The sequence below is a fragment of the Hyalangium sp. genome (assembly GCF_045802625.1).
GTDB lineage: Bacteria > Myxococcota > Myxococcia > Myxococcales > Myxococcaceae > Hyalangium.
In genome coordinates this window covers 73,389-96,414 of the sequence record NZ_JBJMQP010000108.1, presented here as the reverse complement: position 1 = coordinate 96,414, position 23,026 = coordinate 73,389, and the positions used below count along the sequence as shown (strand labels likewise).

Here is a 23,026-nt window from a genome sequence, read left to right as displayed (position 1 = left end):
GATGGCGTCGAGAACATGTTGAAGGCGATCTTCTTGACATGCCTCATCGCGGGAGGAGCGCTCGCCGGGGAGCCCGCGCTGGCCCCACCGAGCGCAAGCGCTCAGTTCATCACCCCCTCGGAGGTCGCCATCGCACGGCTCGATGGGCGGGCGATCTCCCTCGATGGACTCTTGAAGGAGGGGCTCTGGGCGCAGGCCTCGGTCGTCCGAGGCCTGACGCGCCTCGAGCCTGTCGAAGGCGGTCCTGGGTTTGGCGATGCGGAGTTCCGCATCTTCTATGACGAGCAGGCCCTGTACGTCGGGGCGCGGATCACCCAGCCTCCTGGCATCACGCATGCGCACATCTTCCAGCGAGACCAGCTCGGGAATGATGACGCCATCCTCGTCTACCTGAAGCCCTTCTCCAGCAGCGACAACGCATATGTCTTCAAGGTCAACCCCTTGGGCATCCAGCGGGACTCCTTTGTCGTCCAGGATGGCAATGTCGCCATTCCCTGGGATGGAGTCTGGGACTCCGAGGGCCAGGTGCTCGCGGATGGGTACTCCGTGGAGCTGCGCATCCCTTTCCGAACGGTGCGCTTTCCCATGACGGAACGACAGGATTGGGGGGTCATCCTGGCGGTGGAGACAGGCTCCAGGGCTCAGTTCGACATCTGGCCCGCCAGCAGCGCGGATCGCGGTCCCCCGCTGGCCCAGGTGGGTACGCTGCAAGGGATGTACGGCCTCCAGAGGGGGTATGATCTCGACCTGCTCCCCAGCGTGCGCATGCGCTACTCGGGAGAAGGCAGCGCCCACGAGCCGTTCACCTGGGACCAGGGGCGGCTGCTCGGTGGGAAGCAACCGGGCGTCATCGACCCGGGGTTGGACGTCCGCTACGGCATCAGCGGGGGGACTGTCCTCAACCTGGCCCTCAACCCGGACTTCAGCCAGGTGGAGGCGGACAGCGACCAGCTCGACTACAACCTTCGCTACCCCCTCTACCTCGAGGAGAAGCGCCCCTTCTTCCTGGAGGGATTGGATATCTTCGAGACGCCCATTCCCCTGCTCTACACGCGCTCCATCAACGACGCCGAGGCCGGGCTGAAGCTCACCGGCAAGGAGGGGCGGTACGTGATGGGAGTCCTCAGCGCCTGGGACGTCACCCCTCCGCCCTCGCGGATTCAGGAAGATCCCACGCTCCCCGGCGGGACAGGGCGTGCCTCCGGCTTCGAGGACTCGAGCGGGAAGGAGGCGCTGACGACTGTCGGCCGGTTCAGCATGGATCTCCTGCCGGGCTCCCGGGTCGGTCTCTTCGTAGCGGACAAGCAGATCCTCGAGCCATCGTTCGAGCGCAGGGCGGCTCAACATGATCTCGTGTCGCTGGATGGGAAGCTGCAGCTCGCGGACCTCTACTCGGTCACCGCCCAGGCCTCCTTCTCGCGCACCGGGGAGGTGGGGCGGCGAGGGCTGCTCGGAGGGCTCTACTACCTCAAGGCCCGGAGGGAGGACCGCCGCCTGCTCCTGGAGGCCGAGGCGGCGTACTATGCGGCGGGCTTCCGGGCGGAGGCGAGCGCGCTCACCCGCGTCAATTACATTCCCACCCAGGCGCTGGCTGCCTACAAGTTCGAAATCAATAGCAACTGGCTGATGTATGTCAAACCCGAGGTGCTGGGCCTCATCACCCACGACGCCACCACGCGCGAGCGGCTGGACTGGTTCGCCAAACCCGCCGTGAGCTTGCTGCTGGCAGGCAACACGTCCGTCAAGGGAGGGTACAACCTCGGTGAGGAGGCCTTCGCCGGTCAGCACTTCCCCGTGAGATCGGCTTACGTGAACCTGGAGACCTCGCCTCTCCCCTGGCTGGCGGCGTCCGTCGATGTCGAGGGGGGACGTCGCATCAACTACAAGGTGGAGGATCCGTTCCTGGGCCGGGCGCTCGATACGGGCTTGGCGTTAACGCTCCGCCCCTCCACCGCCGCGCAGGTGGAGCTGAGCTACATCAAGAGCCTGTTCTGGCGCCGGGCAGAGGAGGCGCCGCTTGCGAACGTGAACCTGATGCGTGCTAAGGTCACGTACAACTTCAGTGCGAAGTGGTCGGTGCGGACAATCGTGCAAGTCAATACGTATTACAGCTCCATCCAGAGCAACCTCCTGCTCGCGTATGTCTACCGCCTGGGCACAGCGGTCTACCTGGGGCTGCAGGACTTCGAGCCGCTGAAGGCGGCTTCCGAAGAGAAGACCCAGCGAGGCGTCTTCATGAAGTTTTCGTATCTCTGGCAGTTGTGAGTATTTTCTGGCATCTGTTGCAAGGAGAAGGAGCCGTCTCATGAGCCAAAAGACAGTTGTTTTCGTCGAGAGTTCTTGCGTTGGAGCCGGCTACCTCGCCGCCGCAGCCATCGAGCTTGGCTATTCCCCGCTGTTCCTGACGAGCCCCTCGTTCAGCCAGGGAGACACGCGGGCCAACATCGTCAAGCACCGGTTCATCGAGTGCGACACGAGCAGCGTCGAGGCCATGCAGGCGGCGCTGACGCGCGAGATCGATCTCCGGGAGGTGGAGTTCGTCACCTCGTTCGCGGACACGTGCCTGGGGCTGGCCTCGAACCTCGCACGGCGGCTGTCCGTTCGCGGGCTCGGCGAGGTGGTGGATGCGCTCAAGGACAAGGGGGCCGTCTATAACTGGGTGCCGGAGTACAGCCCCCCGTCCGTGGTCTTCTCCGCTCGGGACATCCCCGAGGGGGCGATCCGGGAGCTGCTCGCCCATGGCCCCATCATGGTCAAGGGGCGGAGGTCCTCCGGAGGGCTGGGGGCGTTCGTTCTGCGCTCCCCCGATGAGGTCGGAAAGCTGGGGCAGCTCATGGCCTCATCGACGATCCCCGGCCACCTGGCGCCCGACCTCTGGATTGCTCAAGCCTTCGTGGATGGCAAGCTCGTGAGCCTCGAGGGCTATGTCTCCGGCGGGCGCCCGGAGTTCCTGGGGTTCTCCGGCCGCAAGAAGGTGGGGATGTCCGAGTCCATCATCATGTTCCCCTGGGAAGAGGGGCTCACCCAGGCGGCGATGGACCGCGCGAAAGAGGCCATCACCACCCTGGTGAAACGCTCCGGCTTCGACAACGGGTACTTCCATGTCGAGTTCATGTGCAAGGATGACAAGGCCTACATCATTGACGCGAACATGGGCCGCATCGGCGGTGGCGGGCTTGGCCAGCAGTTCGCGCTCGCGTTTGGGACGACGCCTGAAGCGGTCCACCGCCACGCGCTGGAGTTGGAGCTCACCGGCAAGCCCCTGAGCACGAAGTCCCCTTATAAAGGTGCTCCCCGGCCCACCAGCTCGGTCATGTATGGAGTGCCAGTCCAGGCGACGATCCAGGACGTGAAGCTCCCGGAGACGTTCGAGAGCTTCCACACGCGGATCCTCGACCATCACCAGGTCGTTCCCCCCATGGGGCAGGACAACTACGCCTGGATAGGCATTACCAGCGGCCTGCGCGGGAAGGTCGAGTCGGAGACCTCGAAGATCGAGATCCAAACGGACAAGGGCCGATTCTCCGCCACCTTCTGATGTCCGTCGGACTCAGGAGATCCGCACGGGCTCTTCGATGAGCTCGGGCTCGGTGGCCTTCGGATCGTCCGGATCGAACGCGGGCGCATAGGGCCCGGCATGCGTCTCCTTCCACCGGCGAGGCACGCGGGCGACGCCCACCGGGAAGATGATCAGGCTGCCATCCGGATCGATGCGCAGCCGCAGGAAGTTCTTCCAGTCCGCTATCGCCAGCGCACCGAACGCCTCGTTCGAGTGCGCGAGGAAGACGTTGACGCTGATCCACAGATAGAAGCCCGTCACGAAGGGCCCTACGAAGAAGCCCGCCAGGAAGGTCAGCAGCGAGCTCAACATGAACCTCCCCGCCAGGTGCCACCAGCCATCCGTGCACGTCATGCCATCCGCCGCGAGCCGGGGACAGAGGCCCAGCACGCTCACGACGAAGTACGTTGAACCCCAGGCACAGAGGAACGCTCCCAGGATGTGGCCCAGCCCGTGCAGCGTGCCCGCCAGCGTCCGCCACCGGCCGAACGCCACGTCCGCGAAGGCGACCATGCTCCCGATGAGCGCCACGCCCAATACCATCGTCAGCGGCCGGAGCACCATGTTGTGCGCCACCGCGGCTAGCACCTCCCGGAGGTGGGACACTCCCAGCGAGCCCACCTCCGCGTAGGCCGCCAGCGCCAGCAGCAGGTACAGCGTGCCGGTGATCCACCCGAACCCCGGGCTGTGGCGCAGGAGCATCAGGTTCCTCCGCGCCAGCGCCCGCGAGGTCTTCTCGTCCGGGAAGCTCTTCTTCTCCACGTAGTCGTCCAGCAGCACCTTCGCCTCGGGGGCGTGCGTGGGGTGCAGGAAGGCGCCGCCTCCTCCCGCGGTGATCTTCTGCCGGCCCTCGGGATCCTCGTGCCGCCGGTAGTGGTGGAGATCTCCCGCGATGAAGACGCTGATGCGCTTGCCCAGCACCTTCTCCTGAAGGTACTCGAGGTTGCTCTCCAGGTAGCCGCGGCGGCGCTTCGTCGCGGTGGCACGGATCCACGCCGGCTCCGCGTTGCACAGAATCACGCGATCGTTCGGCCCCATCAGCGCCGCCACCGAGCGGAAGTACTCCACCTGCGGCACGTCGATGTCGCTGTCGAGCTGCACGTCCGTGCCCAGCAGCCACCAGTTCTGCGGCAGCTTCAGCGCGAAGTAGCTCCGGCCCTGCCGCGTGCGCCGGCCCGCCACCCACCGGCGCGCGCAGAACAGCCGCATGAAGGCCGCCAGCCCGTCGTACCAGTCATGGTTGCCCGGGATGACGAACAGGTCCGGGCTCGGCGGGTGCGAGCGCCGCATGGCCGCCTCGTAGGGCTGGATCAGCCGCTCCTCGTACACCTCGCGGCTGGCGCCCGGGTACACCTCGTCCCCACCGAAGATGAGCACCCGGCCCCGCTGCGTCTCATGCGGAGCGCCGCCCTTCGTCGCGAGCTTCATCTCCGGCAGCGCCAACAACCGGGCGATGCAGTACGTGGAGTCCCAGCCGTCCCCCGTGTCCGCCACGTAGTCGAGCCAGAAGCTGCCCTCCTCGTCTTCGAGCTGCGAGTAGTCGAAGTAAGGCTCCTGGGGACGCACCACCGACTCGATCAGCCGCTGGTCGGCGCGGATGCCGAACACCGCCGAGACGATCGCGTCCATGCTCGTGCGGATGAACTGCGCGGGGTGCAGCCAACGCACCATGCCCGCGTGGCGCTGCGGGTTCGTCGCGGTACCGCTCTCCGGAGTCGTCACAAGAGCTTCACCGTCACCCAGCACCGCCCACAGGTCAATTCCCTGGCAGGGCGCGCTCCGCTAGACGTGGGCGCTCCTCCTACTGAGGCTGGCCACCACGAAGACCGCGATGGCCGCTCCCACGAACGCGCCGATGAGCGTGGGCACATCCACCCGGAAGGCCTCCTGGTGGGCATAGAAGGTTCCGGTGAACATCCCACCGGCGCCGCCTCCTACCGCGCCCACGATCAGAAAGCGGACCAGCCCCATCCGCACGTCCTGCGGAAGGATGACGCGACAGAGCAGCCCGGTGGCTGCTCCAATAAGAAGGTACGCGATGAGCTCCATGCTCGCTCCCTTGGCTGCTTGGGGGTGTTCCCCTGCCGGTAGACATAGAGATGGGCAGAGCGCGGGCCCGATACCAAGCCAGGACAGAACGCGTGAGCCTGCTCCCTTGCTCTCCTGCCGAGGATGTTGGTGGCTGATCAGCGCCCGGCGTGGAGCCCGCTCTCCAGACCAGGGGGAGTGATCGCGTCCAGACAGAGAAACAGGCAAAAGCAGAAAAGCATTCTACCTCTGAACACACATCTACCGCCGGAGGTTGCCGTTCTTCCCTGGTGAACCCACTTCTTCCACAAGCTCCAACTGAAAGCGGATTCCTGGCTGTTGGAGAAACCGCGCTGTTCACCAGTGCGGGGTGGCTTCAACCGGACCTGCCGTGGTCCAGCGCATCGTGGGGGATGCCAGATGATGAAGAAGACCGAATGGAAAGCCTTCCTGTGGGCCGCCGCTCTGGCGGCGAGCGCTTGTGGCAAGGCTCCCGACGAGAACTTGAACGCGCCTGCCCAGGAGACCGTGCAGACGGTTCACCAGCAGATCAACAGCACCAACAAGGTGCTGATCCTGGGCAGCAGCGTGAACGGCGGGCTGTCCAGCCGCGAGGCCCAGGCGGTGGCGGCGATCGATCCCACGACGCAGATCGACGTGGTGAGCCCGGGCCAGTGGAAGAACCTCACCGCTCAGCAGTTCATGGCCTACAAGGCGCTGATCATCGGCGACGACGGGTGCAAGGCCAATGACTCCGCGTTCCAGGCGGCGGTGGAGAACCGCTTCGTCTGGGGCGACGTCGTCGACGGCGACATCGCCATCCTCAGCACCAACCCCACCAGCAACAACACGCCCCAGCTCGTGGAGAACGCGATCAAGTTCGTGCTCAACTCCCAGCAGAAGCGCACCGGCATGTACATCTCGCTGGGGTGCGCCTACCAGAACGCCACCACGGCCATGCCCGTGGCGCTGCTGGAGCCGTTCGGCAGCTTCATGGTGCAGGGCGTGCCGGGCTGCGCCGACAGCGCGCACATGATCGAGATGCACAGCAATGACGTCTCGAACTCCATCTCCGATCCGGCGCTCGCGGCCAACGGGTGCGCGGCGCGCTCGGTGTTCACCCAGTACCCGGATCACAACTTCTCGTTCGCGGGGCTGGCGATGAGCGCCTCCGGGAAGAAGGTGCCCGGCGCGCGCCCCTACCCGGACTTCGTCGTGGATCCGGGCCAGGAGACGCACTTCGTGAGCACGCCCTACGTCCTGGTGCGCGGCGCCATGCCCCAGGCCTCGGGCTGCGGCACCCCGGACCAGCCGGCCACGGAGGAGTGCGATCTGGGGGATGATCTCAATGGCCAGCCCCAGGATCCGGCCCAGCCGCTCACGGAGACGTGCTCGTATTCGTGCCACCGCCACTGGTGCGGCGACGGCATCGTGGATGCCAGCCTGGGCGAGGAGTGCGACCAGGGGCTCAACAACGGCCGCAGCATGGATGCCTCCGGCAACCCCGGCACCTGCACCGCGTCCTGCAAGCTCCCGCACGCCGCGCCGCCGCCGCCGCCGCCGCCCGCCAGCCATGCGCCTGTCGCGCTCTGCCACAACGTGACGGCCGTGGCGCAGTACTCCTGCAGCGAGAGCGCCAACATCGACAACGGCTCGTATGATCAGGACAACGATCTGGTGGGCTGCACGCAGAGCCCCGCCGGCCCGTATGGCGTGGGCAAGACGGCGGTGACCCTGACGTGCACGGACCGGGCGAACAACTCCTCGACGTGCACGGGCGAGGTGACGGTGCTGGACACGCTGCCGCCCACGCTGAGCCTCAACGGCCCGGACGCCGAGCAGGTGGAGTGCGCGGCGGGCGGCACGTACCACGATCCGGGCGCCACCGCGACCGACCTGTGCGAGGGCTCGCTGCCCGTCAAGACGACGGGCTCGGTGAACCTGGGCATGCCGGGCAGCTACACGCTGACCTATGGCGCGACGGACTCGTCCGGCAACCAGGCCGCGCCCCTGTCGCACACGGTGATGGTGGAGGACACCCAGCCCCCCCAGCTCCAGGTGCGCCCCGGGCCGTCCGACATCTCGTGCAACTCGACGTACGTGGACCCGGGGGCCACCGCCTCGGATGCCTGCGCCGGGGATCTCACCTCGAAGATCGTCACCACCAGCAACGTCGACACCACCCAGTCCGGCCAGTACACCGTCACCTACCGCGTGACGGACGGCGTGGGCCACCAGAGCACCGCGTCGCGTCAGCTCACCGTGGGCCCCTGCGGCAGCGGCAACTGCCTGGAGCTCCACTTGAGCGACTACAACCTGTTCCTGCTGGAGAGCTACACCGGGGGCCATGACGTGGAGGGCAAGGTGGCCGCCGGCGGCGACATCACCATGACCGACTTCTCGGTGGGCTGGGCGCTGCCCAGCGCCGACACCGCCAACACGCTGGTGGCGGGCGGCAAGCTGAAGCTCTCGCGCGGCGGGATCTGGGGTGACGCGCGGTACGGGGACCAGCTCCAGTCCGACAAGAGCGTGGTCTTCCCGCGAGGCGCCGCCGCCCAGGGCACGCCCATCGACTTCGCCGCCCGGTTCGCCGAGCTTCACGGCGTGTCCTCGCAGCTCGCCAGCCGCGCCGCCAACGGCAGCACGGTCCGCACGGGCTGGGGTGGCATTCTGCTGCACGGCACGGACGCGAACGTGAACGTCTTCAACGTGGACGCCAGCGCCTTCACCGGTGCCAAGCTGCTGTCCATCGACGCCCCGGCGGGCTCGCTGGTGGTGGTCAACATCCGCGGCGCCTCGGCCACCTTCACCGGCTTCGGCATCCAGTTCAGCGGCGGCATCAACCAGCACGGCGTGGTCTACAACTTCGTGGACACCACCCACATCACCGCCAACGGCTTCGGCTTCTGGGGCACGGTGCTGGCGCCCCTGGCGGATGTCAGCTTCAGCAATGGCAGCTGGGACGGTGGCCTCTACGCGAAGTCGCTCTCGGGCAACGCCGAGGGCCACCTCAACGGGCTGTACGAGCACAGCGTGTGCCCTCCCCCGGCCCCCATGCCGTGAGGGCGCGGGAGCAACTGGTGACGGAAGGACGGGAAGCGCCGTAGGGGCTTCCTTCCCGCCCTCCCGCCGCCTAAGCAGGCGGCATGCGAATCCTCCACACCATGCTGCGCGTGGGAGACCTCGAGCGCTCCCTCGACTTCTACACCCGGGTGCTCGGAATGAAGCTGCTGCGGCGCAAGGACTACCCGGACGGCAAGTTCACCCTGGCCTTCGTCGGCTACGGCCCCGAGGAGACACACCCCGCCTTGGAGCTCACCCACAACTGGGACACCTCCAAGTACGAGCTCGGCAATGCCTACGGCCATATCGCCCTGGGCGTTCCGGACATCCGCGCCACTTGCGAGTCCATCCGCCAGGCTGGAGGAAAGATCGTCCGCGAGCCGGGCCCGATGAAGCATGGCACCACGGTCATCGCCTTCGTCGAGGACCCGGATGGCTACCGGGTGGAGCTCATCGAACAGAAGGCCTGAGCCGCTCGCTCGGGCATGAACGGACGCGCGGCCAGGCCTCTGCCCAGCTCACTGGCTGCCGGGCAGCAGAGCGCCAAGCCCCCTTGGCCGCCCGGGTTGGCGTTCCTTGCGGTCACTCCCACCCTCCAGCCAGGAGGAGCACTTCATGGGAGAGCAGCGGCTGGCGCGAGGACTGGGCTGGTTGAGCATCGGGCTGGGACTGACCGAGTTCGCCTTCGCGGAGGGCCTCTGCAGGCTCCTCGGGGTGCGCGGACGCGCCGGGCTGGTGCGCGTGCTCGGAGCCCGCGAGCTCGTCACGGGCATGGGCCTCCTCTCCCAACCCAAGCACCGCCCCTGGCTCTGGGGACGTGTGGCCGGTGACGCCATCGATCTCGCGCTGCTGGGAGCCCTGCATGACAGGTCCAGAGTCACCTCGTGGCGGATCGCCTCCACCGTCGCCGTCCTGGGAGTCACCCTGGTGGATGTCTTCGCGGCCAGTGGCGCCCGCCTCCGCGCCAGGCGCGCCGCGCCTCTCGGGCCCATCGGCACCACCTTCGGCATTCCCGGAGAGAGCTGGCGTGGCAGCGGGCTCGCGGAGGACGTGGGCGAGCAGCAGCGCGGGCAGGAATCGGAGGAGAATCCCGCGGTGCGAGAGCAGCGGATGCGCGAGGCCGAGCGTCAGCTTGGCCTGCCCAACCCGGACGCCTGAAGCCGCGCCGCTCGCCGGCCAGGGCTATCGGCGCTTGACGTTGAAGGGCCCGAAGCCCTGGTCCGCCGGCATGACCTCCACCACGTTGAGGTTCACGTGGGCCGGCCGCGTCACGCAGAACAGGACAATGTCCGCGATGTCCGTGGCGGTCAGGGGCTCCATGCCCTCGTACACCTTGTTGGCTCGCGCGGCGTCGCCTCGGAAGCGCACGAGCGAGAAGTCCGTCTGCACCATGCCGGGCTCCACATCCGTCACCCGCACGCGCGTGCCCACCAGGTCCGCCTTCAGGTTCTGCGAGAACTGGCGCACGAAGGCCTTGGTGGCGCCGTACACGTTGCCGCCCGGGTACGGGTAGATGGCCGCCACCGAGCCCAGGTTCACCACGTGCCCCCGGTTGCGCTGCACCATGCCGGGCAGCAGCGTCCGCGTCACGTACACCAGGCCCTTGCAGTTGGTGTCGATCATCGTGTCCCAGTCATCCAGCGACGCGGTGTGGGCGGGCTCGAGCCCCAGGCCCAACCCGGCGTTGTTGACCAGGATGTCCACCTCGGAGAACGGGGCGGGCAGCGCCGAGAGCGCGGCTTCGACTTCACTGCGTGAGCGCACATCCAGCTCGACGACATGCGAGGGGGTGCGGAGCTTCGCCGCCACGGCTTCGAGCCGATCCCTCCGGCGGCCCGTCAGCACGACGCGAGCCCCCGCCTGGGAGAGCATGAGGGCGCAAGCCTCGCCGATGCCCGCGCTGGCGCCGGTGACAAGCGCCGTCCTTCCGTTGAGAGGTTCCATGGGGCGCGGACTCTAACAAGCCCCGGCGCCCACCTCAGCCGGACTCCTGCAGGACGGCCTCCAGGTTACGCCGGCCCGCGGAGAGCTTTGCGAAGGCGCTCTCGAGCCGCTGGCTGATCATCCTCTTGTCAGCGCGCTCCTCCGTGCTGAGTTCGCTGAGCGCCACTTCCAACTCCCGCTCCGCGACGGAGATGAGCTCCTTGGCTTCCGTGATGCGCTTCTGAAGGTCCGGACTGATTTTGGGTGAAATGGGCGCCGTCCTTGGATCGTGGGTCCGAAAGCTTCTGCCTGTAGCCCAAAGCCCCGGTGAAGTCGAATCAGGCCGTTGGGACTGCAAGCAAGCGAACAGGGACCCCCTGCCCCGCCGGACCTGCTTTGGGAGCTGCGGACGCGTGGTAATTTCCGGCCCCGCATGCACGCCGCCTTCCGACGCGTCTACAACCAGAGCTTCTCGCCCGAGTTCTATGAGCAGTACCGCAACCGGCTGCAGGCCGCGGTCGGCCCGATTCCGTACCGCCTCGCCGAGTCGCCGCTGTTCATCCCGCCGGCCACGCGAGATCGCCTCTTCCGCTACACGCAGGAGATCATCTCCCAGCTGGCCGAGCCGGAGCGCATCGCCCGGGCACGCACCGCCGTCCCCGCCGAGTACGACGTTCCGGGCCAGGACAATGCCCCGGATGTGATGACCGTGGACTTCGCCGTCATGCGAGGCGAGGACGGCGAGCTGGACGGCCGGGTGGTCGAGCTGCAGGCCTTCCCTTCCCTGTTCGCCTTCACCATGGTGCAGGCGCGGATCTTCAACGAGATGCTGAAGGCGAAGCTGCCCGAGGCCTCCCACGGCTTCCACTGCTTCGCTCCCGGGTATGACTTCGACAGCGCGCACGCGCTCTTCCGGTGCGCGCTGCTGGGCGGCTTCGCTCCGGAAGAGGTGGTCCTGCTGGAGATTGAACCGCAGAAGCAGAAGACGCTCCCGGACTTCGTGGCGACCCAGATGCTCACCGGGATTGATCCCGTCTGCGTGACGGAGGTCCTCCGCGAGGGCCGGCAGCTGTTCCGCATGAAGGACGGCCGGCGCATCCGCATCCGGCGCATCTACAACCGGGTCGTCTTCGACGAGCTCCAGCAGAAGAAGCCACCCATGGTGTTCAAGTTCACGGACGATCTGGACGTGAGCTGGTTCCCCCACCCCAACTGGTACTGGATGTGGTCGAAGTTCTCGCTGCCCCTGCTCGATCACCCGGCGGTGCCCAAGGCCACGCCCCTGTCGAAGCTCCAGGAGGTGCCGGCGGATCTCGAGAACTACGTGCTCAAGCCGCTGTTCTCGTACGCGGGAGCGGGTGTGAAGGTGGACCCGACGCCCGCGGACGTGGCCCAGGTTCCGGCGGATCAGCGGGACGGGTGGATCCTCCAGCGGAAGATTCAGTACGCGCGCGAGCTGTTCACGCCCGAGGGCGCGGGGGTGGCCGCGGAGATCCGCGTGCTCTGCCTGCGCGACAAGGGCCAGGGCCTGCCCCAGCCCTTCATGAACCTGGTGCGGCTGTCCCGAGGGAAGATGCTCGGGATCGACTACAACAAGGGCATGGACTGGGTGGGCTCTTCCGTGGCGCTCTGGCCGAAGGCGGAGTAGCCGCCCTCGGCCGCAGAGCGCGGCCCGGAGCTACCCGGTCTGGGAGGCGGACGCGGGCGGGGCTCCCACCCCGCGCATCGTCTCCTCCACCAGCCAGCGCGTGACTGCGTGCGTGTCGTTGTTGCTGTTCTTGTAGATCTCCAGCTGGCGCTCCGCGGAGGTCCCCTCATGGAGGATCCGGCGGACGGCGGCGACCTCCTCCGTGGTGCCGAGCATGTCCGAGGCCTCGGAGACGAAGGCGATCATCTCCTCGAGCAGCTCGGCGTACGGCCGCTCCTTCTGCTGGCCGAAGTCAATCAGCTTGCCGCGGATGCCGTAGCGGCTGGCGCGCCACTTGTTCTCTTCGATGAGCGGCGACATGTAGTGGCGCCAGGACATGTTGCGGCGCAGCAGCAGGTAGAGCTGCGCCACCAGCGCCTGGATCAGCGAGACGATGGCGATCTCCTGATTCAGGTTGGTGGGCATGTCGCAGATGCGGATCTCCACCGTGTCGAAGACGTGGTGGACGCGCACGTCCCACCAGATCTTCTTCCCGTTGTCGATGCAGTTGGTGCGGATGAGCAGATCCACGTACTCCAGGAACTGGGAGTAGCTCTCGAACGTGGGCGGAATACCGGTGCGCGGGAAGCGCTTGAAGATCAGCGTCCGCTGCGACTGCTGGCCGGTGGCGCGCCCCAGCCAGAACGGCGACGAGGTGGACAGCGCCAGCAGGTGCGGCAGGAAGTAGCGGATCTGGTTCGCCAGGGCGATGGCCGTCTCGCGGTCCTTGATGCCCACGTGGACATGGAGCCCGAAGATCAGGTTGCCGCGGGCAATGTCCTGCAGATCCTCCACGATCACGTGGTAGCGCGGGTTGGGGGTGATCTCCTGGTTCTTCCAGTCGCTGAACGGGTGCGTCCCGGCGGCGACGATGTTCATGCCGCCCTTGCGCGCCAGCCGGTCCAGCTCGATGCGCATCTCGGTCAGCTCGGAGCGCACCTCGCCAATGTTCTTGCAGATGCCGGTGCCGACCTCGACCACGGACTGATGGAGCTCCGCGCGGACGCGCTCGCGGAGCACCGTCTTCCCATCATCCAACATCTTGGAGATGTAGGAGCGCAGCTCGTGGGACTGCCCGTCGATGATCTGGAACTCTTCCTCGACGCCCAGCGTGAACTGACCATCCAGCAGAGTCGGTGCCTTCATTGTGAGGACCTCGCCTTCGCGACGGCGGAAATGGCGGCAGCACGCGGCGCGGCGGGGGAGGCCGCCGGGCGTGACGTCTTCTTCTCCAGGTACTGCTGCCAGGAGTGATGGGCGTCGTTCTTGCGGCCCTCACGCGCGGCGCTGATGCACAGCTCCGACATCTTCTCCAGGCACCACTCGTAGTTGTCCGCGAGGATGTGGTGCGGATACATGTCCGGCGCCGGGTTGGTGAAGTCGATCGCGTAGGGCACGCCATCCTTGATGGCGAACTCCACCGAGTTCATGTCGTAGCCCAGCGCCCGGTTGAGCTCGCGTGCGCTGTCCAGGACGCGCTTCTCCAGCGCGGCGGGCAGGAAGTTCTTGTCCGGCAGGTAGCTGCGCGTCTTCACGTCGTAGCGGATCATCCGCACGTGCTCGCGGCCAATGCACAGGCAGCGCACGTAGTCATCGAACTCGATGAACTGCTGCAGCGTGAGCACGAGCTGTCCGGACTCGTTGTAGACGCGCATCAGCTCGTCCATGGAGTCCACGCGGTTCACGTTGCGCCAGCCGCCGCCGTCCGCCGGCTTGCAGATGGCCGGGAAGCCCACGTGCCTGACGATGGCCTCCCAGTCCAGCGGGTAGACCAGGTTGTTGAGCGAGCGGTTCAGGTCGATGGACGGCATGTACTCTCGCTGCGGGAGCATCATCGTCCTCGGCACGGTGACGCCGATGCGGTGGGCCAGCGAGAAGCCGAAGAACTTGTCATCCGCCGAGAACCAGAACGGATCATTGATGACGTAGGTGCCGGCCAGCATCGCCGCCTTGAGGTGGAACCGGTAGAACGGCACCTCGTGGCTGATGCGGTCGACGAGCACGTCATACTTCGCGGTGAAGTCCTCGGGGGTGGCGTCGATCTTGGCCAGCTCCGCCTCGAAGCCCGGGACTTTGTTGATGCGCTCGATGAGCGCCATGGGGAAATGGTCCCACTCCATCCCCGCCAGAATTCCAATCCTCTTGTTCACGAGCGGCTCTCCACCGAAACCGGTGCATCCATGGGACGGCCGAAGGCATCCAGGCCCAGCGCCGCGTCGTAGGTGGGCAGGTCCACCGGGGCCCAGTCGCGATCCAGCGCCAGGGTGTTGAAGGTGCGCGCCATCCAGCCGGGCAGCAGCAGCGCATAGGTGAGCGCCAGCCGGGTCGGGTCATCCACCGTCTTGCGCATGCGCTGATAGACGAGCTCGCCGTAGGCGTCGGTGACGGCCTTGGCCTGCTCGGGGCGGTCCAGCCAGTTGAGCACGCCCGGGCGATCAGCCTCGGGGTGGAAGATGGTGCCGTCCACGCCACGGGTGAAGCGGAAGGCCATCAACCCCCGGCCCTTGCTCATGCCGTCCCGGCTCTCGCGGGCCAGGAGCATTCCGCCCAGCTCGCTCAGCTTCTTCTCATCCAGGTCCACCGCCTGCCAGCTGCGGTGCTCCCACACGAAGAGCCGGTCCCCGAACGGGGCGAACATGGGGGAGGCCAGGCCCTCGTCCGTGGGATAGACGGGCATGATGCCGAACTTGCGCTCGCGGGGGATCATCTGGGCGATCCCGAAGTGCAGCACGGCGAGCTCGAACGAATAGCAGACGGCGAACAGCGAGGGGGCGGTGGTGCCGTGCTGGAGCTGCCCGTCCACCACCTTGTCGAAGAAGGTGCGGAGGTGGGTGGCCCAGTGCTCCTTGAAGCCGTCCACCGGGGAGTCCGGCCCGCCAGTGCTCAGGTAGAGATCGCAATCCGGAGGAGGTACCTCTCCCAGGTTGCGAGGTTGCACGTGCGTGGTGGTGACGGTGAGCCCGGGGTTACGGGCCCGCACGCGCTCGGTGAACGTGGCGATGATCGACCGGAACGAACGGATGGCCTGGTTGGGCACCCCGTTGTTCATGTCGATCAGGCCAATGCGGAGGTTTCGAGAACGGCCTGCTGGAATCATGTGCTCCCCCTCTACCCGTTTTCTCTTGGGGGTGGAAAGGGGGGGATGCTCCGAAGAGCCTTAACGACGACGCTCCGCCTCGGTGATGGCCGCCGCCGGCTGCACCACTCCCCACCCCTGCCGCTCTACCGCCACGCTGGGCAGCCGCCGCGCCGTCGCAATCAGAATCCGTTTGACCTCAGACGGAGTCAGCTTGGGGTTGGCCTCGAGCATCTGCCCGACAATGCTGGTGACGATGGGGGCGGCGAAGGAGGTGCCGTCCACGTGCTTGTAAGCCCCTGAAACCACTTTCTGATCTCTCAGCTTGGAGCCAATCAGCTGTCGGATGAGGTACGGCTCGTCATCCTTCACTGAGTCCAGCTCCTGGATGACGCCCTTGTGCTGGGCCAGCACCTTGCCCAGCTCGGCGTCCGGGGTGGAGTCCAGGAGCGTGAGCAGCTCCGCCTCCTGCGCGGTGGGGGTGTCCGGGAGGATGGGGGCGACAACCCAGATGGCCGGCGCCATCACCTCGGGCTTCTGCAGCCCGTCAATGGTGGGGCCGAAGCAGGACCAGTAGGTGCCCATCTTTCCGCGCCGGGGATCGCCGCGATCATCCAGCCCGCCCACGGTAATCACCGCCGGGGTGCTGGCCGGGGCGATGACGCGGTGCTTGCCCTGGGCGGCGTTGCCCACGGCGCAGACGACGGTGATGCCGGCCCGGACCGCCTCCTCCGCCGCCTGGCAGATGGGGTCCACCAGGTAGCTGGCCTCGTAGTCGCCACCGGCCGAGATGTTGAGCACGCGGATGCCCAGCTCCTCCCGGCGCTCAATCACCCAGCGGATGCCTCGGGCGATGTCATCGTGCTTCACGCGCGACAGGTGGCCTACCTTCACCAGCACGACGTCCATCTCTGGCGCCAGGGACTTGTACTTCCCGCTCGAGAGGAACCCGTTCCCGGCGGCCACCGTGGACGTCATCATCCCGTGCCACATGGAGTTGTCCGGCTTGAGGATGAACTCCAGCCCATACTTGTCGTTCACCAGATCGTAGTAGCGGCGGATGCGGCAGCGCGGCTGCATGAGATCGGGGTGAGCGAAGAAACCCGAGTCGAGGAACGCCGCGGTGACGCCCCGGCCCTGGTAGTGCGGGTTGACCGCGAGCCGGCTGGCGATGGGGAGGATCTCCTCCAGCGCGGGCTCTCCCTGCGGCCAGACGGTGGGGGGTTCCTGCTCGAGGAGAGGACGCTCTCCGTAGACGACGTCACCAGGGCTCTTGGGGGTGTCGGACATGTGGGGGCGCCGAAGATAACCGATCGTCTTCCAAGGCTGCTCAGCGGTTTTCCAGGTCCCACCCCTCCACGAGCTGTGGGATGGTCCGGCCCGTGAATCCGAAAGTCATCATCGAGGGCGCCGCGCAGGTCTCCGCGGCGGCGAAGGACACGGACGCGCTGGTGATTGTGGCGCCCGCTCCCTTGAGGGCCGCGCTGGAGGGGCTGGAGCTGCCGCAGGAGTGGAAGCGCGCCGTGGAAGGCGCACTCGCCGCGGACCGGGCGCTGGCCGAGGGAAGCCCCGCGCCCACCGTCGTGGCCGTACCCTCCGCGCCGGGCGGAAGGATCGTCGTGGCGCCGACCGCCTCCATTGCCCACGACACGGACGATTGCCGTGTGCTGTCCGAGGCGAGCGCCACCGCGATTTCACGGGCAGTGCTTGCCGGTGCGTCCCATCCCCTCCTGGCCATCGCCGTGCCGAAGGAGGCGCGCTTTGCTCGCACCCTGGAGGTGAGCACCCTCTCCGCGGCGGCCACCGCGTGGGAGCCGCTGGAGGCCCGGGAGTCCCCTGCGCGCCGGGCGCCGCCCACGCAGCTGCGCAAGCTCACGGTGTTGAACCTGTCGAGTCAGGCGGCGGCCTGGGCCTCCGCGCTGGAGACGGGGCGAGCGCTCTGCCGGGATCTGGTGACGGGCGGCCCCGAGCGGCTCACCCCGCTGCGCTTCGCCGCGTACTGCGAGGAGGCCTTCGCGGGGACGGGAGTGAAGGTGTCGGTGCAGAGGGACGTGTCCGGCTATCCGCTGCTCGCGGCCGTGGCGCGGGCGTCCATGGCGGTGGAGCACCACAAGCCGTGCGTCGTCTCCCTGGAGCTGGTTCCTGAAGGCCCCGTGACGCGCACCGTGCTCTTCGCGGGCAAGGGCGTCACCTACGACACGGGCGGCGCGGACCTGAAGACGAACGGCGGCATGGCCGGCATGTCGCGCGACAAGGGCGGCGCCGCCACGGTGGCGGGACTTGTCCGGGCGCTGGCCGAGCGGAAGGTTCCAGGACTGCGAGTCATCGCGTTGCTGGGCATGGTGCGCAACAGCATCGGCGAGGAGGCCTTCGTCTCGGATGAGATCATCACCGCCCGCTCCGGCGTGCGTGTGCGCATTGGCAACACGGACGCGGAGGGCCGCCTGGTGCTGGCGGATCTGCTCGCGGCGCTCAAGGAGGGCGCGGACCCGGCGTCCTCCGTGCTGGTGTCGGTGGCGACGTTGACGGGCCACGTCTACCGGGCCTTCGGGCCCTACGTGGGCGCCATCGAGAACGAGCCAGCCCGAGCGCAGGGCTTCATCCGGACGCTGGAAGAAGCGGGAGAGCTGCTGGGCGAGCCGCTCGAGTTCACGCGGCCCCGGCGCGAGGACTACCTCTTCGTCGCGCCCAAGGCTCCCACGGAGGACGTCTTGTCGAGCAACCGGCTGGCCAGCGTCGACACGGCGCGAGGGCACCAGGGCCCCTTCGCCTTCATCGACGTGGCGTCCGGGCTGCGCGCCACGCGGCTGCCGTTCGTCCACCTGGACATCTCGGGCGTCGTGGTGACGCCTCCGGACTGGCAGGCGGGAAAGCCCACCGGCTCGCCCATCGCGGCGCTGGTGGAGGCGCTCGAGGCCGGGCAGCGCCGCTGAGCGGCGCCTACGAGGTGGACTTCACCGGCGCGGGGAGCGAGGCGTGGAAGTCCCGCGCGATGCGCTCCAGGTACGTCTTCAGCAGCTCCTCGACGCGCGCCTGCTTCGGGGAGCGCACGACGAACCCGATGTGGTTCTTCTTCCGGAGCCTGTCGACGATCTCCGAGTCCGTGAACGAAGAGGTGTCTGGGAACTCGTCTCGGGCGAGTGAGATGACGACTCCGCCGAACTCCTCGCGAGCCCTCGGCGCCTTGTAGGCGTAACCCTCGCCCTCAATCTCGAGCTTCGCCCACTCGCTCCACAGGTTCACGCCCGTAGCGGCCTCCACCATGTCCGAGATGTTCGCGCCGCCCACGCGGGCCGACGTCTCGATGAAGTAGGGCTTGCCGTCATCCCGGCCGATGATGAACTCGGTGTGAGAAGCGCCGCGGCGCAGCCCGAAGCCCTCGAGCACGGCGGCGTTGAGCTTGATGAGCTCGCGCGCCTCCTTCGAGTCGCGAGGCTGCGTGCGAGTGACGTAGATGCCACCCTCGTGGGCGACTTCCAGCAAGGGGCGGCCGTAGCGGCCCACCTCCACGAAGGCGATCTTGCCATCCTGCGTGAGCGAGTCCACGTGGTACAGGTCCCCGGGGATCATCTGCTCCAGGACGTGGAACGACTGACGATCGCCAAGCTCGTGGATGGCCGCCCACGCCTCGTCCGCCGAGTGCAGCTTCTTGATGCCCACGGCAGAGGCCTCCGAGCGCGGCTTGATGAGCCAGGGCGCCGGCACCTCGGAGAGGAACTTCGCGACATCCGGGTGATGGAAGACGGGCGTGAAGCGCGGGACATTGATTCCCAGCTCGCGCGCCTTCACCCGCATGGCCAGCTTGTCCCGGAAGAACCGCGCGGCCGAGTCGCCCATGCCGGGGAGCCGGAAGTGCTCGCGCAGGGAGGCGCCGACCTCCACGTCGAAGTCGTCCAGGGCGATGATCCGGTCGATGCGCCGGTTGCGGAACAGCCACGCGACGCCATGAAGCAGCGCCGTGCGGTCCTCGAAGGAGGCCACGGAGTGGAACTCGTGGATGTACTGCCGGGCCCAGTCCTCGTCCTTGAAGCGGTCCGAGGTGATCAGGGTGACATGGCAGCCCTCCTCGTGCAGCCGCTGGAAGAAGCGATTGCCCTTGAAGAAGCTGGCGAGGCACAGCACGTTCAGCCGAGGAGAGGAGTTCATTCCCCTCCACCTCACCCCGACTTCACTCCGAGATCAACCGGCGCGTGTCGCTATCGGCCCTATGCGGGCTCACCGGTGAGCCCGGCCTCCCGCGCCGAGGAGCCCTGGCCCGCTCGTGGGTAGGGCTTGCGAGCGGGCAGGCACGTTCTATTCGCGTCACCCACCTTTGAGGGCATGACGGACGTCTTCCAGCTCTTCGCCGTGTCCGCGGTGGTGATGGGGATCTCCCAGACGATCTCGAAGGAGCGCATCTTCGCTCCCATCCGTGAGCGGCTGGGCGGAAAGGACACCTGGTTTGGCTACCTCCTGTCCTGCCCCTACTGCGTCTCGCACTATGTGGCCTTCGCGCTGGTGCCGCTCACAGGCACCTATGCCATCCAGGTAGCGGTGGGAGGCTGGGTGGGCTCGGTGCTGAGATGGTTCCTGTCCTCCGTCCTGCTCACCGTCATCGCGGCGTTCTTCCGGGTGCTCTTCTGGTTCGTGGATGAGGCCCAGGGGCTCACGCGCCGTCGCCAGCAGACCGAGGAGGAGGAGACCGCCACCAAGCGCCTCGTGCGCAAGAAGGCGGCGCAACAGCTCCCTCCTGAGACGCAGGAAGCGCCTCCCCCGGCCGATCCGCACTGACTCAGTGGGAGCTCAGTGCCCGTGGTCCCGCTGCCAGTCCAAGAGCAATGCGCGAACAACGCACCCTGCCGTGGCATGCTGCGCGGCCTTCCCCCCTGACAGGAGTCCCCATGAAGAACTGCTCCATCGCCTTCCTCGCGCTCGCAGGGCTGACCGCCGCCAGCGCGCTCTCCTGCGCCAGTCAGAGCGCTGCCACCACGACTCCCGCCGAGTCGCACAACGCCACCGAGGCTCCCGCCAACCCGAGCACTGCCACCGCCGCTCCCACCAACCCGGGCGGAGGCCCTCCCCCGCCGGGGGCCGAGCATCAGGGACCGCCCCCTGGGGGCCAGGAGCCCGTGGTCGGCCCGCCGCAGGTGGCGTGGAAGGACATGACGAAGCCGCAGCGCGGCCGGTACATGTTCATGGTCGTCATGCCGAAGATGAAGGAGGTGTTCCAAGCCTTCGATAACAAGAAGTTCGCCCAGGTCACCTGCGCGACCTGCCACGGCCCGGACGCGAGGGACCGCTCCTTCTCGATGCCCAACCCGGAGCTCTTCGCGCTCCCGCCTCCCGAAGAGTTCGGCCCGGTCATGCAGAAGGAGCCCGAGTGGGTGAAGTTCATGGCCGAGAAGGTGAAGCCCCAGATGGCCACCCTGCTCGGCGTGAAGGAGTACGATCCGCAGAACTCCAACCCCCAGCCTGGGACGTTCAGCTGCAACAACTGCCACACCGTCAAGGGGCCCTGAGGCAGGGGACGAACACCCTCCCTGCCGTCCTGGGGCCGCGCGGCAGGGAGGCTTGAAGCTGAAAATTCTTCCGCCGCGCAGGCTGGCGTTCTTACAGGGTCAGTCCTCCGGCGCTCCCCCCCGCGCGAGCGCCCGGTTCCCGACACTGTCCAAAATCCGAATCCAATCAACGGGTTGAAGGTGTCCCTGGAAACAGTGCGAGGAGCCTCGGTATCGGCACGCTTGTCGCATCGAGGGGGCGAGTTCGGGCCAGGCCGTATGCCCGAACACCCCTCATTGTCCCCGGGCCCCCGTGCAAGCTCCTCTGCCCCTCTGCCGTTGCGCGAGTCCACACCCTGAGGTGGCGGACTGTCCCACCCTCATCCGCTCGGGAGAGGGCTTGTCGGACACGTACCGGGGGCCGACCCTGGTGCCCCCTGCGCCGGACCGGGAGGACTACACCGGGCAGAAGTTCGGCAGCTATCAGATCGTGCACGAGCTGGGCCGAGGCGGAATGGGGGCGGTGTGGATGGCCGAGCACGCGCTGATCCAGAAGCGCGTGGCGGTGAAGGTGCTGCACGCGCACCTGGCGCGGGAGCGGCGGCTGGTGTCCCGCTTCCTCTCCGAGGCCCGCACGCTGACACTGATCCAGCACCCGAACGTCGTCACGCTGTACGATCTGGCGCTGAGGGACGGCCGCCCGTACTTGGTAATGGAGTACCTGGAGGGCGAGAGCCTGGCCTCCTTCACGAAGGGGCCGCTGGAGCCGGCGCTGGTGGTGGAGCTGCTCTCGCAGGTGTGTGACGCGCTCGGGGCCGCGCACGCGCATGGCATCGTCCACAGAGATCTCAAGCCGGCCAACGTCTTCCTGGTGCCCGGCAACGGCGAGCGCCTTCGGGTGAAGCTGCTGGACTTCGGCATCGCCAAGCTCTTGACGTACCCCACGGGCATGACGCCCACGCAGAACGGGACGCTGCTGGGAACGCCGGAGTACATGGCCCCCGAGCAGTGCTCTGGAGCGCCGGTGGACGCGCGCGCGGACCTGTATGCGGTGGGGGTGATGGGCTACCTGCTCGTCACCGGGAGCCTGCCCTTCACCGGGCAGCACCCGGCGGAAGTCCTCCTGGGGCACATGCTGAAGCCGCCGCGCCTGGCCCACGAGGTACGCTCGGAGGTCTCTCCAGAGCTCTCTCGCGTCCTGGCACGAGCGATGGCCAAGCGCCCGGAGGACCGCTTCGCCACGGCCGAGGAGCTGCGACAGGCGCTGCAGTCCTCCTTGCGGCCGGAGCAGCAGCCCCCGCCTCTCCTCACGGCGCGGGTGCGGGTGAGCGGAGGCAGCGGCTCGGCGGAGCTGCGCTGCGAGCGCATGGGACGCGCCGGCCTCTTCCTGCACACCGAGGCGCCGCCGCCCGCGCTGCTCGAGGACGTGGGGCTGCTGCTGAAGCTGCCGGGGGGAGAGCTGGCCTGCACGGCGCAAGTGGTGCGGCACGTGTCCGCCCAGCAGGCGCGGCAGTGGAACATGGTGCCGGGCTTTGGGGTGCAACTGCGAGACAGCGCGCCCGGCTTCCTGGAGGCCTTCGAGCGGCTGCTGGCCGGCGAGCGGGTGGCTCCGCAGACTCCGCCCTTGAGCAGCGTCGCGGAGGATCCACAGGCGGAGGCGGCGCTCCAGCGCTTCCGGAGCCGGCTCCTGGGGGACCACTACCTGGTGCTGGGCGCGACATGGGACGCGGACTTCGACACGGTGCGGGTGAACGCGCGCGAGGCGCGGCTGACGCTCGAGCCGCTGCTGAAGCACCCCCTGTCCCCCGGCCAGCGGGCCCAGGTGGAACGGGCGCTGGCGCGCGTGGCGGAGGCGTTCCACGTGCTGGGCCACCCGGAGCGCCGCGCGGAGTATGACGCGAGCCTGCGCAACCTGGAGGGCCTGCTGCGGTGCCTGTCCGGAGGGCTCACCGTCACGGACCTGGAGCAGTGCCGCCACAGGTTCCTCGCGCGGCACCGGGTGCCGGAGGGGCACGCCACCCTCCACCTCGCCACGGGGGATGCGTTCGCCGCGCAAGGCCAGCTCCCCGAGGCGTTGATCTCCTACGAGGCCGCCCTGCGCGTGGATCCGCTGGACCTCGAGTCGCTCAAGCGCTGGCGCTCGGCACGAGCCCGGCTGCGGAGCCCCCACCCAGGCACAGCACCGCTTAAGTAGAGTTCCCATCTTTTACATG

General features: G+C 67.6%; 19 protein-coding genes. 10 read left to right on the top strand and 9 right to left on the bottom strand.

The window, feature by feature from the left end; genetic code table 11:
• The first annotated feature begins 33 nt into the window (after nucleotides 1-33).
• Complete coding sequence (locus ACJ8AT_RS19405; protein ID WP_407739254.1) at nucleotides 34-2,265, top strand: DUF5916 domain-containing protein; 2,232 nt, start codon at nucleotides 34-36, stop codon at nucleotides 2,263-2,265.
• Nucleotides 2,266-2,305: 40 nt separating this feature from the next.
• On the top strand, nucleotides 2,306-3,538 hold the full coding sequence (locus ACJ8AT_RS19400) for an acetyl-CoA carboxylase biotin carboxylase subunit family protein (protein WP_407739253.1): 1,233 nt from the start codon (nucleotides 2,306-2,308) through the stop codon (nucleotides 3,536-3,538).
• A 12-nt stretch (nucleotides 3,539-3,550) separates the two neighbouring features.
• Here the strand turns inward: ACJ8AT_RS19400 and ACJ8AT_RS19395 are convergent, their stop codons facing one another.
• Nucleotides 3,551-5,230, bottom strand: coding sequence for a metallophosphoesterase (locus ACJ8AT_RS19395; protein ID WP_407739433.1), 1,680 nt, complete (start codon nucleotides 5,228-5,230; stop codon nucleotides 3,551-3,553).
• Nucleotides 5,231-5,341: 111 nt separating this feature from the next.
• Nucleotides 5,342-5,608, bottom strand: a complete 267-nt coding sequence (locus tag ACJ8AT_RS19390; protein ID WP_407739252.1) for a hypothetical protein — start codon at nucleotides 5,606-5,608, stop codon at nucleotides 5,342-5,344.
• 399 nt (nucleotides 5,609-6,007) lie between these two features.
• Between ACJ8AT_RS19390 and ACJ8AT_RS19385 the strand changes: the two genes are divergently transcribed.
• From ACJ8AT_RS19385 to ACJ8AT_RS19375, 3 genes are all read left to right on the top strand, one after another.
• Nucleotides 6,008-8,650 (top strand): choice-of-anchor A family protein, encoded by a 2,643-nt coding sequence (locus ACJ8AT_RS19385; RefSeq protein ID WP_407739251.1) that lies wholly within the window; start codon nucleotides 6,008-6,010, stop codon nucleotides 8,648-8,650.
• A gap of 83 nt (nucleotides 8,651-8,733) precedes the next feature.
• Nucleotides 8,734-9,120, top strand: a complete 387-nt coding sequence (gene gloA, locus ACJ8AT_RS19380; RefSeq protein ID WP_407739250.1) for a lactoylglutathione lyase — start codon at nucleotides 8,734-8,736, stop codon at nucleotides 9,118-9,120.
• A gap of 145 nt (nucleotides 9,121-9,265) precedes the next feature.
• Complete coding sequence (locus tag ACJ8AT_RS19375) at nucleotides 9,266-9,808, top strand: hypothetical protein (RefSeq protein WP_407739249.1); 543 nt, start codon at nucleotides 9,266-9,268, stop codon at nucleotides 9,806-9,808.
• 24 nt (nucleotides 9,809-9,832) lie between these two features.
• Here the strand turns inward: ACJ8AT_RS19375 and ACJ8AT_RS19370 are convergent, their stop codons facing one another.
• Together ACJ8AT_RS19370 and ACJ8AT_RS19365 are read right to left on the bottom strand one after the other, a co-directional pair.
• The gene (locus ACJ8AT_RS19370; protein ID WP_407739248.1) at nucleotides 9,833-10,594 is read right to left on the bottom strand and encodes an SDR family oxidoreductase; all 762 of its coding nucleotides are present in this window, start codon (nucleotides 10,592-10,594) and stop codon (nucleotides 9,833-9,835) included.
• A 34-nt stretch (nucleotides 10,595-10,628) separates the two neighbouring features.
• A complete protein-coding gene (locus tag ACJ8AT_RS19365) occupies nucleotides 10,629-10,760 on the bottom strand; it encodes a hypothetical protein (protein ID WP_407739247.1) in 132 nt (43 codons plus the stop codon).
• Between the two features lie 246 nt (nucleotides 10,761-11,006).
• Here ACJ8AT_RS19365 and ACJ8AT_RS19360 point away from each other — a divergent pair, with 246 nt between their 5' ends.
• Nucleotides 11,007-12,221, top strand: coding sequence for a hypothetical protein (locus tag ACJ8AT_RS19360; RefSeq protein WP_407739246.1), 1,215 nt, complete (start codon nucleotides 11,007-11,009; stop codon nucleotides 12,219-12,221).
• 30 nt (nucleotides 12,222-12,251) lie between these two features.
• On the opposite strand, the gene ACJ8AT_RS19355 is transcribed toward ACJ8AT_RS19360, so the two are convergent.
• The 4 genes from ACJ8AT_RS19355 to ACJ8AT_RS19340 are packed head-to-tail and all read right to left on the bottom strand — an operon-like array spanning nucleotide 12,252 to nucleotide 16,626.
• A complete protein-coding gene (locus ACJ8AT_RS19355; RefSeq protein WP_407739245.1) occupies nucleotides 12,252-13,406 on the bottom strand; it encodes a carboxylate-amine ligase in 1,155 nt (384 codons plus the stop codon).
• Nucleotides 13,403-14,410: a RimK family alpha-L-glutamate ligase gene (locus tag ACJ8AT_RS19350; protein ID WP_407739244.1), complete on the bottom strand. Its 1,008-nt coding sequence runs from the start codon at nucleotides 14,408-14,410 to the stop codon at nucleotides 13,403-13,405. The genes ACJ8AT_RS19355 and ACJ8AT_RS19350 overlap by 4 nt, the downstream gene beginning before the upstream one ends.
• Entirely contained in the window at nucleotides 14,407-15,357 is a 951-nt protein-coding gene (locus tag ACJ8AT_RS19345; protein WP_407739243.1) for a hypothetical protein, read from the bottom strand. Before ACJ8AT_RS19345 ends, ACJ8AT_RS19350 begins: the two co-directional genes overlap by 4 nt.
• Nucleotides 15,358-15,417: 60 nt before the next feature.
• On the bottom strand, nucleotides 15,418-16,626 hold the full coding sequence (locus tag ACJ8AT_RS19340; protein ID WP_407739242.1) for a S8 family serine peptidase: 1,209 nt from the start codon (nucleotides 16,624-16,626) through the stop codon (nucleotides 15,418-15,420).
• Between the two features lie 92 nt (nucleotides 16,627-16,718).
• Between ACJ8AT_RS19340 and ACJ8AT_RS19335 the strand changes: the two genes are divergently transcribed.
• Nucleotides 16,719-18,269, top strand: coding sequence for a hypothetical protein (locus ACJ8AT_RS19335; protein WP_407739241.1), 1,551 nt, complete (start codon nucleotides 16,719-16,721; stop codon nucleotides 18,267-18,269).
• Between the two features lie 7 nt (nucleotides 18,270-18,276).
• Here the strand turns inward: ACJ8AT_RS19335 and ACJ8AT_RS19330 are convergent, their stop codons facing one another.
• Nucleotides 18,277-19,482, bottom strand: a complete 1,206-nt coding sequence (locus ACJ8AT_RS19330) for an acetyl-CoA carboxylase biotin carboxylase subunit family protein (RefSeq protein ID WP_407739240.1) — start codon at nucleotides 19,480-19,482, stop codon at nucleotides 18,277-18,279.
• 174 nt (nucleotides 19,483-19,656) lie between these two features.
• Here ACJ8AT_RS19330 and ACJ8AT_RS19325 point away from each other — a divergent pair, with 174 nt between their 5' ends.
• The 3 genes from ACJ8AT_RS19325 to ACJ8AT_RS19315 all read left to right on the top strand — a co-directional run bounded on the left by ACJ8AT_RS19325 (nucleotide 19,657) and on the right by ACJ8AT_RS19315 (nucleotide 23,007).
• Nucleotides 19,657-20,106 (top strand): hypothetical protein, encoded by a 450-nt coding sequence (locus ACJ8AT_RS19325; protein ID WP_407739239.1) that lies wholly within the window; start codon nucleotides 19,657-19,659, stop codon nucleotides 20,104-20,106.
• Nucleotides 20,107-20,216: 110 nt separating this feature from the next.
• Nucleotides 20,217-20,834 carry a hypothetical protein gene (locus ACJ8AT_RS19320; RefSeq protein ID WP_407739238.1) on the top strand — a complete coding sequence of 206 codons (618 nt, stop codon included), beginning with the start codon at nucleotides 20,217-20,219 and terminating at the stop codon, nucleotides 20,832-20,834.
• A 379-nt stretch (nucleotides 20,835-21,213) separates the two neighbouring features.
• Nucleotides 21,214-23,007 carry a protein kinase domain-containing protein gene (locus tag ACJ8AT_RS19315; protein ID WP_407739237.1) on the top strand — a complete coding sequence of 598 codons (1,794 nt, stop codon included), beginning with the start codon at nucleotides 21,214-21,216 and terminating at the stop codon, nucleotides 23,005-23,007.
• Nucleotides 23,008-23,026: the final 19 nt, after the last annotated feature.